11 protein-coding genes and 5 pseudogenes are annotated in these 14,512 nt (G+C 66.2%); 8 read left to right on the top strand and 8 right to left on the bottom strand.

The window, feature by feature from the left end; genetic code table 11:
• Nucleotides 1–256: 256 nt before the first annotated feature.
• On the bottom strand, nt 257–646 hold the full coding sequence (locus ABZ624_RS39835) for a DUF4232 domain-containing protein (RefSeq protein WP_360099969.1): 390 nt from the start codon (nt 644–646) through the stop codon (nt 257–259).
• Between the two features lie 250 nt (nt 647–896).
• Complete coding sequence (locus tag ABZ624_RS39840; RefSeq protein ID WP_360099971.1) at nt 897–1,133, bottom strand: hypothetical protein; 237 nt, start codon at nt 1,131–1,133, stop codon at nt 897–899.
• 507 nt (nt 1,134–1,640) lie between these two features.
• On the opposite strand from ABZ624_RS39840, the gene ABZ624_RS39845 reads away from it, so the two are divergent.
• Nucleotides 1,641–1,829: a transposase gene (locus ABZ624_RS39845; protein WP_360099973.1), complete on the top strand. Its 189-nt coding sequence runs from the start codon at nt 1,641–1,643 to the stop codon at nt 1,827–1,829.
• A pseudogene (locus ABZ624_RS39850) lies at nt 1,823–1,912 on the top strand (IS5/IS1182 family transposase); the annotation flags it as partial. The gene ABZ624_RS39845 and the pseudogene ABZ624_RS39850, both read left to right, overlap by 7 nt.
• An 86-nt stretch (nt 1,913–1,998) precedes the next feature.
• Here ABZ624_RS39850 and ABZ624_RS39855 read toward each other — a convergent pair.
• The 4 genes and pseudogenes from ABZ624_RS39855 to ABZ624_RS39870 all read right to left on the bottom strand — a co-directional run bounded on the left by ABZ624_RS39855 (nt 1,999) and on the right by ABZ624_RS39870 (nt 5,808).
• Nucleotides 1,999–2,241 carry a hypothetical protein gene (locus tag ABZ624_RS39855; protein WP_360099975.1) on the bottom strand — a complete coding sequence of 81 codons (243 nt, stop codon included), beginning with the start codon at nt 2,239–2,241 and terminating at the stop codon, nt 1,999–2,001.
• A 242-nt stretch (nt 2,242–2,483) separates the two neighbouring features.
• Nucleotides 2,484–2,735 carry a hypothetical protein gene (locus ABZ624_RS39860; protein ID WP_360099987.1) on the bottom strand — a complete coding sequence of 84 codons (252 nt, stop codon included), beginning with the start codon at nt 2,733–2,735 and terminating at the stop codon, nt 2,484–2,486.
• 198 nt (nt 2,736–2,933) lie between these two features.
• A pseudogene (locus ABZ624_RS39865) lies at nt 2,934–3,194 on the bottom strand (transposase); the annotation flags it as partial.
• Nucleotides 3,195–3,546: 352 nt separating this feature from the next.
• Nucleotides 3,547–5,808 (bottom strand): SdrD B-like domain-containing protein, encoded by a 2,262-nt coding sequence (locus tag ABZ624_RS39870; protein ID WP_360099977.1) that lies wholly within the window; start codon nt 5,806–5,808, stop codon nt 3,547–3,549.
• 405 nt (nt 5,809–6,213) lie between these two features.
• Between ABZ624_RS39870 and ABZ624_RS39875 the strand changes: the two genes are divergently transcribed.
• The 5 genes and pseudogenes from ABZ624_RS39875 to ABZ624_RS39895 all read left to right on the top strand — a co-directional run.
• The gene (locus ABZ624_RS39875) at nt 6,214–7,485 is read left to right on the top strand and encodes a helix-turn-helix domain-containing protein (protein ID WP_360099979.1); all 1,272 of its coding nucleotides are present in this window, start codon (nt 6,214–6,216) and stop codon (nt 7,483–7,485) included.
• A 29-nt stretch (nt 7,486–7,514) separates the two neighbouring features.
• The gene (locus ABZ624_RS39880) at nt 7,515–7,937 is read left to right on the top strand and encodes a transposase (protein ID WP_360099981.1); all 423 of its coding nucleotides are present in this window, start codon (nt 7,515–7,517) and stop codon (nt 7,935–7,937) included.
• Between the two features lie 2 nt (nt 7,938–7,939).
• Nucleotides 7,940–8,131, top strand: a pseudogene (locus ABZ624_RS39885) (transposase); the annotation flags it as partial.
• A gap of 183 nt (nt 8,132–8,314) precedes the next feature.
• A pseudogene (locus ABZ624_RS39890) lies at nt 8,315–9,196 on the top strand (transposase); the annotation flags it as partial.
• Nucleotides 9,177–9,521 (top strand): annotated as a pseudogene (locus ABZ624_RS39895) (transposase); the annotation flags it as partial. The pseudogenes ABZ624_RS39890 and ABZ624_RS39895, both read left to right, overlap by 20 nt.
• Nucleotides 9,522–9,524: 3 nt before the next feature.
• Here ABZ624_RS39895 and ABZ624_RS39900 read toward each other — a convergent pair.
• Nucleotides 9,525–10,175 carry a hypothetical protein gene (locus ABZ624_RS39900; protein ID WP_360099983.1) on the bottom strand — a complete coding sequence of 217 codons (651 nt, stop codon included), beginning with the start codon at nt 10,173–10,175 and terminating at the stop codon, nt 9,525–9,527.
• Nucleotides 10,176–10,884: 709 nt separating this feature from the next.
• Nucleotides 10,885–12,027, bottom strand: coding sequence for a glycosyltransferase (locus ABZ624_RS39905; RefSeq protein ID WP_360099985.1), 1,143 nt, complete (start codon nt 12,025–12,027; stop codon nt 10,885–10,887).
• A gap of 207 nt (nt 12,028–12,234) precedes the next feature.
• Here ABZ624_RS39905 and ABZ624_RS39910 point away from each other — a divergent pair, with 207 nt between their 5' ends.
• Nucleotides 12,235–13,632: a hypothetical protein gene (locus ABZ624_RS39910; RefSeq protein WP_360099989.1), complete on the top strand. Its 1,398-nt coding sequence runs from the start codon at nt 12,235–12,237 to the stop codon at nt 13,630–13,632.
• Nucleotides 13,633–14,512: the final 880 nt, after the last annotated feature.

Genomic DNA, 14,512 nt, shown 5'->3' on the forward strand with positions numbered 1-14,512 from the left:
CAGATGCACGGCCGCGCCGGCTTCCCGCTCCTACGCCAGCGGATCCTGCTCCAATGATCAACACGAAGCGTTACCACCGATTACGGGCCAGAGCCGTTTACTGGACAGACCCTCCAGAGGCAGGATGAAAGAGGTTCAGTGGCGGGCAGATGTGGCACGTTGCGACCGCGGTGAACGTGCCGGACCACGAGAAGGTGCCAAAAGGTCGGGTGGCTGTCCACGACAACGCGCGGCTGTTCGTCCGCGGTGTCAGCCGTCAGATAGTGCCCTGGGTGTTGACCGGACCGACCACGAAGAGGCCGGAGCAGATCGTCCACGGGGCTGGGATGAAGACCGCGCGGTACGAGGCTGGCGGGTAAACGCTCAGGTAGGTGCCGGTGGACAGACAAGGCCCGCCAACGGCGCCGTTGGTGGTGCGAATGACGGATGCGGCGGAGTGGGCCGGGGCAAGCGCGACGTTTGCATACTGCAGTCCGGAACGGGCTGCAGCCGGGCCGATCTGGCGGTGTGCGGTGTCGAGGACGCTGACGCCGGGATATCCACGCAGGGCGCAGTTGGTGGTGCTTGTATTGGTGAACCTGATCGGCCAGTACAGTGATCCCGCCGCCCCCTCCTTGGGGCCCATCGACAGGTAGAGATCGCTCACGGTGCAGGTACGGAGCCCTTCCGTCGCCCGTGTCGCCGTCGTAGTCCACGTGGCGCCTGCTGTGGCGCCGGCGGCGAGAACTGCGGTCAGTGCTGTGACAGCGACACGCCTGGAGCGGTGTCCTAAGTGAGTGAACATGGCATATTCGCCTCCATTGGGCGAGCAGGTCGATGTCCGTCACTCTTCAGGATGCGCTTGTGGGGGAAATAGTGGTACTCGAGACCGGAGATGCCCTCGTCTGTCCAGTTGCTCACTGCGTCGGCGTAACCGGCACGACGACAGCGAACAGGTCGCCGCGTGCCACGAAGTGGACGTGGGCGCCATGGCCGTGGGAGGTCGCGGCCCGGTCGGCCATGAGGCTGGCGCGTGTGCTTCCGGCGGGAAATACGGCGATACGCTCGCTGGGGCGGCCGTCGCAGTCAGTGCACCAGGAGCTGGTGTCAGTCTGGACGCCCGGAATGGCAGGTGCTGCCTTGAACGTGGTCATGTCGGTTGGTTCCTTCGCGGGGCGTTGGGGGCGTGCGCCTGCTCTTGCAGGCGGGCAAGTCCAGGGACGATTCCGCCTGCCTGGTTGACGAAAGCCCTGTATGCCCTTTTGACCCGCGAGCGACTCACTTCGCATGCGGCATTCTGAATGTGTGATGTGCATCACCTTTGCTAGCGCCCGCGCCGACCACCCACCTGTACATCTCCCGCCTTCGTCCTGGGCCGGAACAGGAACAGCCAGGACGCTGAGGCTCACCAGCCGTCCTTCGATCTCGCGCAAGGAGAGCGAGAAGCGGTGCTGAGGTGCCGTCGGTCCTCACGGGACGTCCGTCGCCGGAAAACCGATGCCCGTACGACTGTGAGCCGGCCCTCATCGGGCGCCCGCAGGAGATCAACAAGGCTGGCGATCCTCCTCACCTTGGAGGCCGCGCTCAATCCGACCATGACCGTCAAACGGCCTATAGGTTCTGTCGCGAGAGTTGATCTCGTTCGTTGGTGATCACCTCTCGTGGGGCGTGGGGATCTGACGAAGGGGCGGCGGGCCCGGCTTGAGCCGCTGCTGCCGCGGGGTATCAAGCCGGGCAGTTTGCAGATGTGGACGCGGCGGCAGCTGATGGACGGCATACGGTGGCGGACCCGGGCCGGGGCTCCATGGCGGGATGTGCCCGGCAGTTGCTGTCGGCGGTCTTTCAGCTAAGGCGGGGCAATAGGGGTGGCAGGGCCCCGTGTTTCGACCGGGAGGCCTACAAGCAGCGCAACGCCGTCGAGCGGTGCATCAACGAGGCGTCCGGCGTCGACATCACTCTGACCGCCGGGGACGTCGGCGAGCGCTGGCACTGGTCCCCCCAGAGGTGGGTTCGAGCCGGCTATTCGACGATCTGACCATCTTGGGGATGCAGCACAGCCTGCCTCACGGCTTGCTCGATCGCGTACCAGCTGACGCCGGCGGCTGCGGCGTGCGCTGTGATGCCCGCCTGTAAGGCTAACGACGCCTCGCGCCACCGTCGCAACTGAGCGTCGTAGGCGTCCCTGCTGAGGTCGGTGAGCTTAGCGCGTTCCTCCTCTGCGGATTGTTCCAGCTCGATCAACTCATCGGGGATCTCTGTCATGGGTACGGATCCTAAGCGCCGAGTGCGCCGCGTCGACCGTCAGACGTTCCGCCCGATCGAGTCGTTTCTGCGAGGCCCAGGGTCCGTCTGCCAGCACGTGGTGACGTGCCGTCGCCGCGGAGCACGCCTCGCCCCTTCAGAGGGCAGCAGCGAGGTCGTCGGGCGCCACGTTCATCGGCCTAGAGAAACCATCTGCTGGTACCGCCCCATAGTGGTTCGCTCCAGTTTGCGACATGCGGCTGTCAGGCCGGTGCCGAGGCTGCGGCATCCGGGCGCGAAGCAGACTGCCTGGCAAATGTCGGCGACGACTGAATCGTGGCCCACTTCCGACGGGTGAAAAGTACCCCCCACTGCGTCAGTTGATGTTGGTCATTCCCGGGTGTTGGCCGCGGGAACCCGTCCGAGGTCACGGCCGCGCATGCGGTAGCTGTCGCCCTTGAGGAGATCACTTCGGCGTGGTGAACGAGGCGGTCGATCATCGCGGCCGCAACGATGTCGTCGCCGAAGACCTCACCCCAACGCCCGAAGGGGCTTGTTGCTGGTCACGATCACGCTCGCTCGTTCGTAGCGGCCCCGAGATGAACTGGAAGAACCGTTCGCGGCCTCCGGCTCAAAGGGGATGTGTTGGGTCGGGGACGGGACGCCGTGCACCGTTTCTGGTGTCGGTTTTCCTGTCCCCGCCCGCCGAACCCGATGTGCGGCTCGAACGTGCCCGAGGTGTCACGCGGAACCTTGACCTCGACCGGCCCGACGTCGGTCAGCACGGTCTTGGCCCGGCCCCCGTTGAGGGAGTTGCCACTGCCCGGGCCGACCGCATCATGCTTCTCATAGCCGAGGTGATCGGTGATCTCACTTTCCAGGGAAGACTCCAAGACCCGCTTGGTCAACTGCTGCAGCAGCCCACCCTGCCCGGTCAGCTGCAGCCCCTCCGACCGGGCCCGCTCCACCAGCATCGCGACCAGCTGCTCGTCGGACACGAACGCAGGCTGCCCGGACCTGGCACTCTCCCCACAGGCTCCACAGTCTTCAACTCCACGGCGCCATCAGTGACTTGAGCCCCCCCCCGTGATCGTCGGATCCGCCGTTAGATTTACACTCCCGCCTACACCGCCGTTACGAAACAAGGCCGACCACTTCGTCGTTTTCGCCCTTATCACATGCGCCCTCGTCTGCCGCCGGTGACGCACCGATGGGGACGGTCTGTTGGCTTGTATGGGGTGAGTGAGGGGCGTTGATGGGCGACGACGGGGTCGTGGCCGATCTGGTCGCTCTCGGCCTGTTCGTGGGAGGCGCGAGTGGGTGTGGTCACTGGCAGATCACCTTGCGGAAGCCGAAGTCCTTACTCTGGTCGTTCTGGCCGGGTCCGCCCGGAGCCACCGTGGCGGATGGGTACTTGCTGCCGGACGATGTCATGCCATCGGAGTCGGTCTGTGGGTTGTCGCCCTGGTGGGGCTTGGTGGGGACCCAGTCGGTGAGCGGACCGTCGTTGGCGTAGTCGGCGGGGTTGTTCAGCTTGATGGTGTAGGTGTTTCCGGGCTTGAGATCCGTCACTTGTCGAGAGTCGAAGTAGTACTCGCCGCGTGGGTTGGTGGTGGTGGAGCCGATCTTTTTGCCGTCGGCGTCGTAGATGTTGACGGTGGCACCGGGTACACCATTCTCATCCGGGTCCTGGATGCCGTTCTTGTTCGTGTCGTACCAGATCCGGTCGCCGATCTGCAGCGGCGCCTGGTCACACAGCACCTCCAGGTCCGCGATGCCGCGGGACTTGCCGAAGGTGTCGTTCAGGTAGTTGCCGCTACTGCTGTTGGGCCTTCCCGACCAAGTGCCCGGCCCTGAACGGGTGCCCGTGGTGCGGTCAACCCACCGCACACCGCTGCCCGTCTTGTCGGTGGGGTCCATCGCGGTGAACGGAATCGTCGTCTCCACCTTGGAGAGGGCCAAGCCGCCTTCGCTGATCTCCCGGTGTCCGCCGGCCGCCCAGTCACCCGGATAGAACTCCTTGACGCCGGGTTCGGCGTGTCCGCCGTTGTTGGCCGGGGTGGCGTTGTTGGTGCAGCCGCCGTTGGCGTCCAGGACTAACTTGCCGCCCGCGCCGGGGCAGGCCCGGTTGATGTCACCGCCCTCGAAGGCGGTTGTAGGGCGGACATCGCTGGTGGCGGGAAGCGCCCAGCCGGTGCGGTCGGAGAAGCGGTCGCCGAAACCGATGACCATGTCACCGTTGGTTTCGAAGATGATGTCGGTCAGCATCGGCTCGGGGTTCTGGATGCGGTTGTGGGTGCAGGGGTGCCCGTCCTGCGTGGTGGGCCGGACATTGCTCCATGGGTACCAAGTGGAGCCGAAACATGCCTTGTTCGCATAACTCGGCTGCATTCGCGGGTAGTTCAGTGGCTGGTTCATGACGGTGCCGGTGAAGGCGCCGGCGGCGGGGGCGAAGGTCTGGACGACGGCTCGCATGTCGGCTTTGCGGTGAGTGGATTCCGCGGAGCAGACGCCGCCGACGTAGACCTTGCCCTCCTGGATGCCCAGGCCGTAGGGTCGCCAGTCGCCCGGTGAGGCACATGGGTCCGGGATGGCGTAAGAGGCCTCGGGCGCGGACGCGGTGGCCTGCCGAGCGTTGTAGCGGTAGAGCCTACGGTCGTGCAGGTTCACGACGTACAGGTCGTTGCCGTCCGGGGTGACATCCAGGTCGCCGAGTGACTCCTTGCCCACCGCCGGACCGAACGCCTCATCGAGCCGGATGCCTGGGTGGTGGGAGGTGGTACCGGGGTTGGGGACTCTGGCGAACAGGTGAGTCTGCCTGGTGGCGGGGTCGGTCTGGTAGATCGCGCCGGGGCCGCCGGGGCCGTACTTGGTGCCCCGCTTGGCGTAGGCGGCGGAGAGGATCTGCTTCGTCACCTTGTTGTAGCCGATGCCCCACACAGTCCCGGTTTGCCCGTTATCGGCCAGGTCGGTGAGCTGGTTGTAGTCACCGCGCGCGTTGTAGGGGAAGGACGTCAGCGTGCGTTTGCTGTCCGGGGCGGGGCGCTTGGGCGGAATGGTGGGATTCATGCAGGCGGTGACCAAAGTGGCGTTCTTCTGGCAGTAGTCGTCCGGCCTCCAGAACGAGGTCGTCACCTCGGCATTGCGTCCGCCTGACAGGTCGACGAATTCCACATTGGATGACAGGTCCCTGGGGTTGCTCAGGTCCGGCTTGGATGCGGCGAAGCCGGGGAAGAGGGTGCCCGGCTTCGGGTTCTTCGCCTCGATCCGGTACTTGTTCCCTCGCAGGTCGGTGCCTGGTGACAGTTTCACTGTGCCGTCTGCCTGTGTGGCCCCCGTCACCGCATGCCCATGGGTATCGGTCAAGGAGACCGCCACCCCGGCCAGGCCCGGCTCAAGTGCCTGGTCCCACGTGCCGTTTGCGTTGACCTCCTGTACCACTCGGACGAGCACGGTGCCGGCACTGACGTCGGCAGCGACTGGAGCCCTTACCGGCACATGCCCTGTTAGAGCAAACGTCACCAATAATGCCGTTGATAATACTAACGACATCCCGCCGACATGATGCCGGCAATGCTGTCCATCCATTGATTTCCCCTCAAATTGGCATCTGAATATATATCAGCGAATTGCCTTATGGATGATGAGTGTGTCAATGGAACATGACGGCAGTACGTTGAGTGGCCGCCAGCCGAGCACCCGGATGCAGCAGTGCCGACACAAGCCGTTCCTGGCATATCCGCAACTTGCCGGCGGCGTCTGGATCGGGTTCTTGATTACTTGCAGTGCCGGCGCCATGCACGGTCATTACCTTCCGGAATGGCGGTGAAGCCGCCGGGTTGAGGATGGTGCCACAGCCGCTGGCGGTGTCGCCGGCCGGGCGCGCCGACCCTCGCCTGGCGCCCGCGCTCGCGGTCCGGCGAGTCGGTTGACGTCCTGCGGCTGAGACGCCAACCTTCCGGAGCCCGCAACACCCACACATCGGGTGCTCAGGTGGATGAGTTCGCCATGGGCAGGGGGCGCAAGTACGGCACGATACTGGTGGACGGAACCTGGCCTGTGCTGGATTGCTCTTTGGCTGGGTATATGTCCTGGTGGCGGGGTGGTTCGGGTGCTCGGGGGCGGGTGCTGGACGGTGGTGTTGCGGGCACGGCCGAGCCTGACGAGGGCGAGGAACAGCTCGTGTATCGACTGGCGCGGGCGCGCAAGGCGCCTCGTGACCTGGTGATGCGGGCACGGATGGTTGAGCTGAGCTGGTCCGGACAGCGAGTGCCTGCCATCGCGGATGAGTTGAGGTGCAATCCCAAGACTGTCCGTCGGTGGCTGCACCGCTTCAACCGCTCGGGCCTGGACGGGTTGGAAGACCTGCGCGGTCAGGGCCGCAAGCGACGGATCTCCGAGGCGGAACGCTCCCAGATCATCGGCCTGGTCAGAGAGCCAGCACCGGGCCGGCTGACGGTGCAGGCAGGCGGCGACCTCGCCGCGGCGGACGAGGCCGGGCCACCGGAGTGGACTCTCAACGCGCTGGCCACTGAGGCGATGCAGTCAGGTCCGCCGGATCCTCCTGGCGGAGGGGGTGCGCTGGCGCCGCACCCGGTCCTGGACCCGCTCGAAGGACCCAGCGTTCGACGGAAAAGGACGAGGATCACCGAGCTCTACACCTGCCCTCCCGAAGGCGCGACGGTCGCCTGCGCCGACGAACTCGGACCGGTGATCCCACGCACCCTCCCCCCGGCGCCGGGCTGGTCGCCGGACGGCCACCGCATCAAATCCGAGGTCGACTACGGCCGCGGGCCGGAGAAGACCTGGGTCTACGGCGCCCTGCGGGTACGGGACGGACATGAAATCACGATGACCGCTTCCTCCCGCAACAGCGCCTCCTACCAGAAGATCGAGACAGCCAATCCCGCCGGGGCCACCTACGTCGTCACCGACAACCTGTCCTCGCACAACAGCCTGTCCACCCGGACCTGGCTTGAAGGACCATCCCAGAATCCGGCACGTCTTCATCCCCGTCGGAGCCTGCTGGCTCAACCTCCAGGAGGGCCGGTGACGCATCTTGCGCAAGGCTGCCCTCGCAGGCCAGTCCTTCGCCGGACCACCCGAGACCGACCAGGCCATGCGCCTGACAACAGCCCAGCTCAACGCGCGAGCCCGGCCCTGGGTATGGAGAAGTCCGGCCCCACCCATACGGGTACTACGCCGCCAATATGTGTACTCCATTTGAGGAATCCCACACCAGTAGTGCTTCGTTACGTCGGGTGATCTCGCCCGGTGGTGGGCATCGTCCTGGTATGAGGCTGGGGGAAGTGGAGCGGCTCCGGGGTGAGTTATCGGAGTTCGTTGCCGATATGTTCGCTTCGGTGCCGCGGCGGGATCAGCGGCGGTGCGACGAGTGTTATCTGCAGGGTCTGATGCTGGACGACCGGCGGAAGTCGATCCAGTCGATGGCCGAGCGGCTGCCGGACGGCAACATGCAGGCGTTGCAGCAGTTCGTGAACCAGTCGTCGTGGGATCCATGGCCGGTGCGGCGGCGGATTGCCCAGCGGTTGTGCGAGGCGATCAGGCCTGAGGTGTGGGTGGTCGAGGAATGGACACATGACGACGGGCGGCGTCGGCGGGCCGGTATTCCCGGGGAGGTCGCGCATGTGTCCAAGACGCAACTGGCTCTGGGCTGCTGGACCGGCTGGCCGGACAGGATCTGGCAGTGCCGGTGATCGTGGCCGATGCCGGTTACAGCTGCGGCGTCTCGTTCCGGCTCGCGCTGGACGAGCGCGGCTGGTCCTATGTCATGGCCGTGGACCCGAAACAGATCGCGCGGCCTGCCGACGCGGAGCCGTATCAACCCGCTTATGGCGGGCTGGGCCCGCCGACCCTGCCCCGGTACCGCGAGGCGCCCCGGGCGCTGCCAGGCCTCGTTGCTGAGGCCGCCGTGTTCGAGGAGGTCACCTGGCGGCAGGGCAGCAAGGGCACGATGACCTCGCGCTTCGCCGTGCTCCAGGTGCGGCCGTCGGGAAAAGAGGCCTGCCGAACGCCCAGGTACAGGCCGGCGGACGCAGCCGCTGGAACGGTGTGCTGCCGCTGCGGACGCTACTTGGTTGCCGTGCTGCGGACCGGGAAGCGGAAGGTGTACGTGATCAACCCGCTGGCCGCCGCCCGCTACCGCGACCGCCACTCGGTGTCACGCAAGAAGTCCGACCCCGGCGACGCACTCGTGCTCGCGAACATCCTGCGCACCGACATGCACGCCCACCGGCCACTGCCGCAGGACAGCGACCTCGGCCGGGCGATCGGCGTCCTCGCCCGCGCCCAGCAGGACGCTCTGTGGAACCGGCAGCAGATCGCCAATCAACTCCGCTCCGTGCTGCGCGAGTACTACCCCGCCGCCTTGGAAGCCTTCGCCACCTGGACCAACGGCCTGTGCCGCCCCGAAGCCCGCGAACTCCTCAAGGCCGCACCGACTCCCTCCCGAGCCGCGCGGCTGACCCGCACCCAGCTCCAGGCCGCTCTGAAACGAGCTGGCCGCAAGCGCGGCATCGAGGTCGAGGCCGACCGCGTCCGCGCCGTCTTACGCGCCGAGTTGGCCCACCAGCCGCCGCTGGTCGAAGAGGCGCTCGGCAAGCAGATGCTCGCCCTGCTCATCCAGCTGGAAGCCGCCTGCACCGCCGCCGACCAGCTTGCCGAGACGGTGGAAGAGGCGTTCCCTCGGCACCCGGACGCCGACATCCTGCTGAGCTTCCCCGGTCTCGGCATCCAGCTCGCCGCCCGGATCCTGGCTGAGATCGGGGACGACCGCACCCGCTTCGCCGACGCCCGCGGCCTCAAGGCATACGCCGGCTCCTCGCCCATCACCAGGGCCTCCGGCAAGAAGTCGGCCATCACCCGACGGTGGGTGAAGAACGACAGGCTCAACCACGCGGGCTACCTCTGGGCCTTCGCCTCACTCCGAGCATCCACGCATCCGGGTACCGCGCATGGGTGTCGGCAGGCCGCGCTGCCGACCGGACCGGGTCCGGGCCGACAAAGCCTACGGCTCCCGAGCCAACCGTGGCTACCTGCGCAGACGCGGCATCCGCTGCACGATTCCGGGGAAGTCCGACCAGATCCGCAACCGCAAAAAACTGGGCGCCCGCGGCGGTCGCCCGCCGAAGTTCGACAAGACCGACTACCGCGAGCGCCCCGCAGTCGAGTGCGGGATCAACCGCCTCAAGCGCCACCGGGCGGTGGTCACGAGATACGACAAGCTCGCCGTCCGCTACGAGGCCACGGTCGCCATAACCGTCATCAACGAGTGGCTGTGATTGCTACAACGATCCGCGACTTGCTGGGTCGGCGTGCGAACCTCCAATCCAGAAGGTCAGCCCCTTCCGTCCACCGCCCAGGGACCGCCGCATCGCACTGATCAGGCGCATCTGCGCCTGGGCCACCTCCGCGCTGGCCTCCCGGAACTCCTCTTCGCCGAGTGGCGTATGGACTGGATCGACTTCTCGCGCGACGCGGTCCAAGAAGCGGTCGACCGACTGGCCAAAGCTGTCGACCTCTCCTGCGACCTCTGCGGGAGCGATCAGGCTGACTCGCGTCAGAACGGCGCTCCACTCGGCCCAGTCGTAGTTCCAGCCCCGATGGTCGGCGTGTGCGCGCTTGATCACCATTGTGAACTCGGCGTAGTGGCTGAGGAGTTCTTGGTAGGCGACCAGCTGCTGATCCCGCGACCACTGATGGTCCTGGCCTCGTCTGGTGACGATCCCGCCTACCAGCACTCCGACGGTCGCCGAGGCCGCTCCAGTAACGGTCGTGATCAGCGCTTCCAGCAAAGCCACCCCAGCCCCCGTGCCCAGCAACCTGCGTTCGATCCCCGATCGGAACATAGCACTGGTGCATCTTGGCGCGTCAAAGCATGCAAAGGCCTCGCAGCGGGCGATGACATCGGTGGCCGGCCGACGCTTTTGAAACACGCCCTAGAGGACACGTGGGTGGCGCACGGAATGTCAAGTTGAGGAGCAAACAGAGTACACGAGGCAGGTCCTTCCGGCGGCATACGCCCGCTACCTCTGACACGAGACCGCCGTACCGTGTGACCCCCCTTTCCGTTGCCGACGCGAATGCGGCCGCGATCACGGACGAGTAAGCGCCCGCGGACTAGTCCATCAAAGCCAGCCGCGGCAAAAGGATTGTTGTTGCCGAACCAATCGGGTGAGCTTTCACATCGGTCCGTTACTGATCCAGATCGCACCAGTTAGGCGGAATCGGATGGCGAGACGAGCGCCTCCGGTGTGCCAACTCTGGCGCGCCGGAGGTATTCATAGGCCGCCGTTACGGCACCGCACCGTTCGTACCTTCAGAGGAGAAGATGTGGGATCCGCTGTCAGCTTCGAGGAGCTCGGTGAGCTGTTCGGGGAGGAGTTGCCCGCACGGATCGTGCTGTCCACTGTGATGACAGCGGGTGGTGACAGGGGCGGATACCCGACGCTCGTCAGGAGAGATGCGGGCACCACGGTGGCCTTCGCATGCCAATACCACGAAGTCCCGGGGAATCAGTCCTTGCTGGCTACGATCGGCCTCGTCTCCACTCCTCCTCCGAGTTACACCATGATCTGCATGCCCGCCAGTATCATCACTCATTCATGACCTGTAGAGGGCCCCTGTATCAGCCTCAAACACGGGTTATGTGACGACCCCGCCGTAAACCCCCATCAGAGTGTCCACGACGGCTTCGATGGAGAACTTCTCGCGGATGAGCCGGAAGGCCGCCTCCGACGCCTTTACGTTGGCGGCCGGGCCCAGGAGTTCCAGGATGGCCTGGCCGACGACTTCGCCGTTGTCCACATCCGGGCGGCTGTCGGTCAGCCGCCCGGCTCCGGCCGCTGCCACATCCGGGGAGAGCCCGCCGGTCCGCGTCACGACGACCGGCAGGCCGACGGACATGGCTTCCAGAACCGACACGGCGAACGGTTCGACGATGGACGGCAGGACGTACACATCCGCCTGACGCAGCCGCTCCAGCACCTCAGTGTGGTCCAGCGCCCCCACGTACTCCACCGAATCCCTGACGCCCAGTTCCCGGGCTAGGTCGAGCATCGGCCGGGCGAGCGCGCCGGTGTCGGGGCCGGCCAGCACGAACCGGGCGTCCGGATGCTCTTTCAGCACCGTCGGGATGGCCCTGATGAAGTCCTCTGGGCGCTTGCGCTGCTGTACCCGGGCCAGATAGAGCACCGTCGGCGGGCGCTCGCCCCGCGGGGGCCGCCGCTCCCGTAGCTCCACGCCGTTGACCAGCCGATGCGCGTTCCTCAGCGGGGTGTCGGGGATGACCGCCTGTACGCCCTCCCGCTCCGTCTCTGTGAGATACAGCAGGCCGTCGGCCTCGCGTAACACTTGCCGCAACGCCAGCAGATCGACCATGCGCGCCACGCGCTTGTCGGTCGGGTCGATCATGCCGTGTGTCTGGAGCACGACCGGTCGGCCGCGGCGCAGCGCCATGAGCGCGAACGGCAGCGTGATCAGATCGCGCATCAGGTGGACATGGACGACGTCGGCGGCCTCCACCAGCCGCCGGGCGCGGGCGAGCAGCGCGAGCGAGGTGATGCCGCTGACCTCGAACCGCGGCAGCACATGCCGGGCCTGGAACATGAAGGAGGGCACGCCTTCGATGGCCGCCGGCAACGGGCCGTCGAATCCGTCGCCCAGCGTGGCGATCCGCGCGTCCACTCCACGGGCTCTCAGCCCCTTGGAGAGGTTGAGGGCCACGCGTGTAGGCCCGCCGAAGTCGTTGGTCGGCGTGTGCAAAGTGACGACGTGCAGAACCCGCACCGACAATCTTCCCCTCAGATGCTCCCCCGCGCCGTCCTGCCAGCCCAGGTCTCCCTACACTGCCCAGGTTAGAGGACGCGAGGGAGGACCATGGCAGTCGAGGTGACGGACGAGCAGGCGGACGCGGCAGGAGACGATGAGCCGACCCACTTATCCTTACTGGACCAGGTCGCGCCCACCTCGCGGCGTACCGTGCTCTCCCGGGCCATGGCCGTACCCCTGGCTCTGGGGCTGGTGTTCTTCCTGCCGGTGCTGGTGGCCGTACAGGCCGGTCCCGGTGTGCGGGACACGGCGTACTGGCTGCAGTTCACGCTCACCTGCTACGCGGGGGCCCGACTGGCCGCGATGATCCTGGCGGCCCGCCGCCGTTTGGTCCAGGGCTCCTTCTGGCTGTTCGCCTATGTGGCAATGGGGGTGGCCCCACTGGCCCAGGCGGTACTGGGCCAGACACCGACTCCGATGGTCGGGCCACGCTCGGACTTGGTTGCCGCGGTGTCCCTGGCGCTGTGCGGCTGTGCGGCGTTCGACGTGGGTGTGCTGCTGGCCCGGGACGACCGCCCGGCGGTGCCTGGCGGCACCCGCGGGCCACACCGTACGGCATCGGTCAACCGCCGCAGGCTGTATGTGCTGGTGGCTGTCGCGTACGCCGCGAGTGCGCTGTTCGTCCTGAAGCTGGGGGGGCCCGGAATCTTCTTCAGCAGCCGCCAGGAGATCAGCGAGCGGCTCCAGGCAAGCACCGGTGACCACTCCCAGGTCGGCTCGGCCTTTCTGCGCGGCTTCGGGACAGTACCGGCGCTGCTGGCGTTCCTCTTCCTGACTCGATGGCTGGTCACGTCCCGCTACGCGCGATGCCGGCTGTCGGTGATCTCCATGTGGGCTGGGCTGCTCGCGGTGAACGTGGTCGTGAACAACCCGATCTCCAACCCACGTTATTGGTTCCTGACGGTGATTTCCTCCATCCTCTTCACCGCCTTCCCCAAGAGCCCGGTGGTGTACCGGGCCGCGCTGGCCATTGGAGTCGTGGCCGCACTGCTGCTGTTCCCGTTCATGGACCGTTTCCGTTACGACGAAGGGGGCCGGCGGCCGGTAGAGTCGTCCTCCGTCCTGGACCCTCTGGTGCGCAAGGACTACGACCAGATCGGTATGTTCGCCAACACCATCACTTTCGCCGAGGCGGGTCATGGCCACACCTATGGCAGTCAGCTCGCGGCCTCGGTGTTCTTCTTCGTACCGCGCTCGGTGTGGCACCACAAGCCGCTCGACTCAGGCGTGCAGGTCGGCCAGTGGATGGGTATGAACAACACCAACCTGTCCTCTCCCCTGTGGGCAGAGCTCTGGCTTGACTTCGGCCCAGCGGGCATGACCGGTGGGTTCCTGGTCCTGGGATACTTCTGCGCGCGCGCCGACCGCCGTTACACGCACCGCACAATCGATCACCCCCAGCCGGGCCACATCCTGGCCATCGTTATCCCCCTGGTCAGCGGCTACGCCTTCATCCTCCTCCGGGGCCCACTGCTCCAAGCCTCAGGACGCGTGGGCATCGCACTTCTGTGTCTGTCCTTGATCACCACCTTCCGCTCGGACGAACGCAGGCTGCTCCGGTGACTCGACAGCCAGGCCTCGGCGTGACACCGACCGGCCGGTCGCCACGGAGCACCGAGGTCTCCTAGTACACATCCGATAATCCCAACGCCGCTGCCCGGCAGTGGCGAAGCCCTGCTACCGCAAGGAGCCCCACGGGAGCCAATACACCAGGTGCAATATACGACGTACAGCGATTACTCGAACCCGGCGCAGATGATCACTAACGCGAGGTGGGGCGTCTGTGGCACCCATGCCGGACCAGGCGTGCAAGCTTCCGAGCATGATCACTTCCTTCTCCGTCCGGCGACGCCGCGCCCCCGGTGCCTGCTGTGCTCAGCCGCCGCACGGCGCAGAGCACAGTCGTACTGACAGAGTGCTCACCGAGACAGCGCCGTCAAGTGGGAGCGGCGCCAGTTGAGTTGCCCTGTTGCCCGGCCGTTGGGCGGCGGGCACTGGCCACCGGCTCGTCCAGGCTCCTCCTGGCCGGGTCAGCTCTCCAACGGCTTGGACACGACTCGCCAGCGTCTGTTACGGCCAGGCCTTTCACTTCTGTGAGCTGCCAGGAGTGCTGGTGGAGAGCCCAGGTCTTGGGCAACGGCACTCGGCGTCAGCGCTTTGCGAACGAGTACAGCTTTGGCCTCCGGTCTCCCGGACGGGGGAATGCCACCTCGAGGGCAGCACATAGCCAAGCTAGGACCGTAATCTCGGACCGGAATGCCGCTTCGCCGGCCGAGAGGACGGGCCCCGATGAGCACGCTGGTCTTCGAGAGCGACGACTTGGGCCGGACTGAGGAATTCTTCAACCATGAGGCTTTTCAATTTGGCCACCGATCGGGTGACGAGGCCGGTCGAGTAACGGGCGAGGCCCTCGGACTGTTGAGCGAGATGTCTGAAGTCTCAA

Origin of the sequence: Streptomyces sp. NPDC007205, assembly GCF_040634095.1 — a bacterium.
GTDB lineage: Bacteria > Actinomycetota > Actinomycetes > Streptomycetales > Streptomycetaceae > Streptomyces.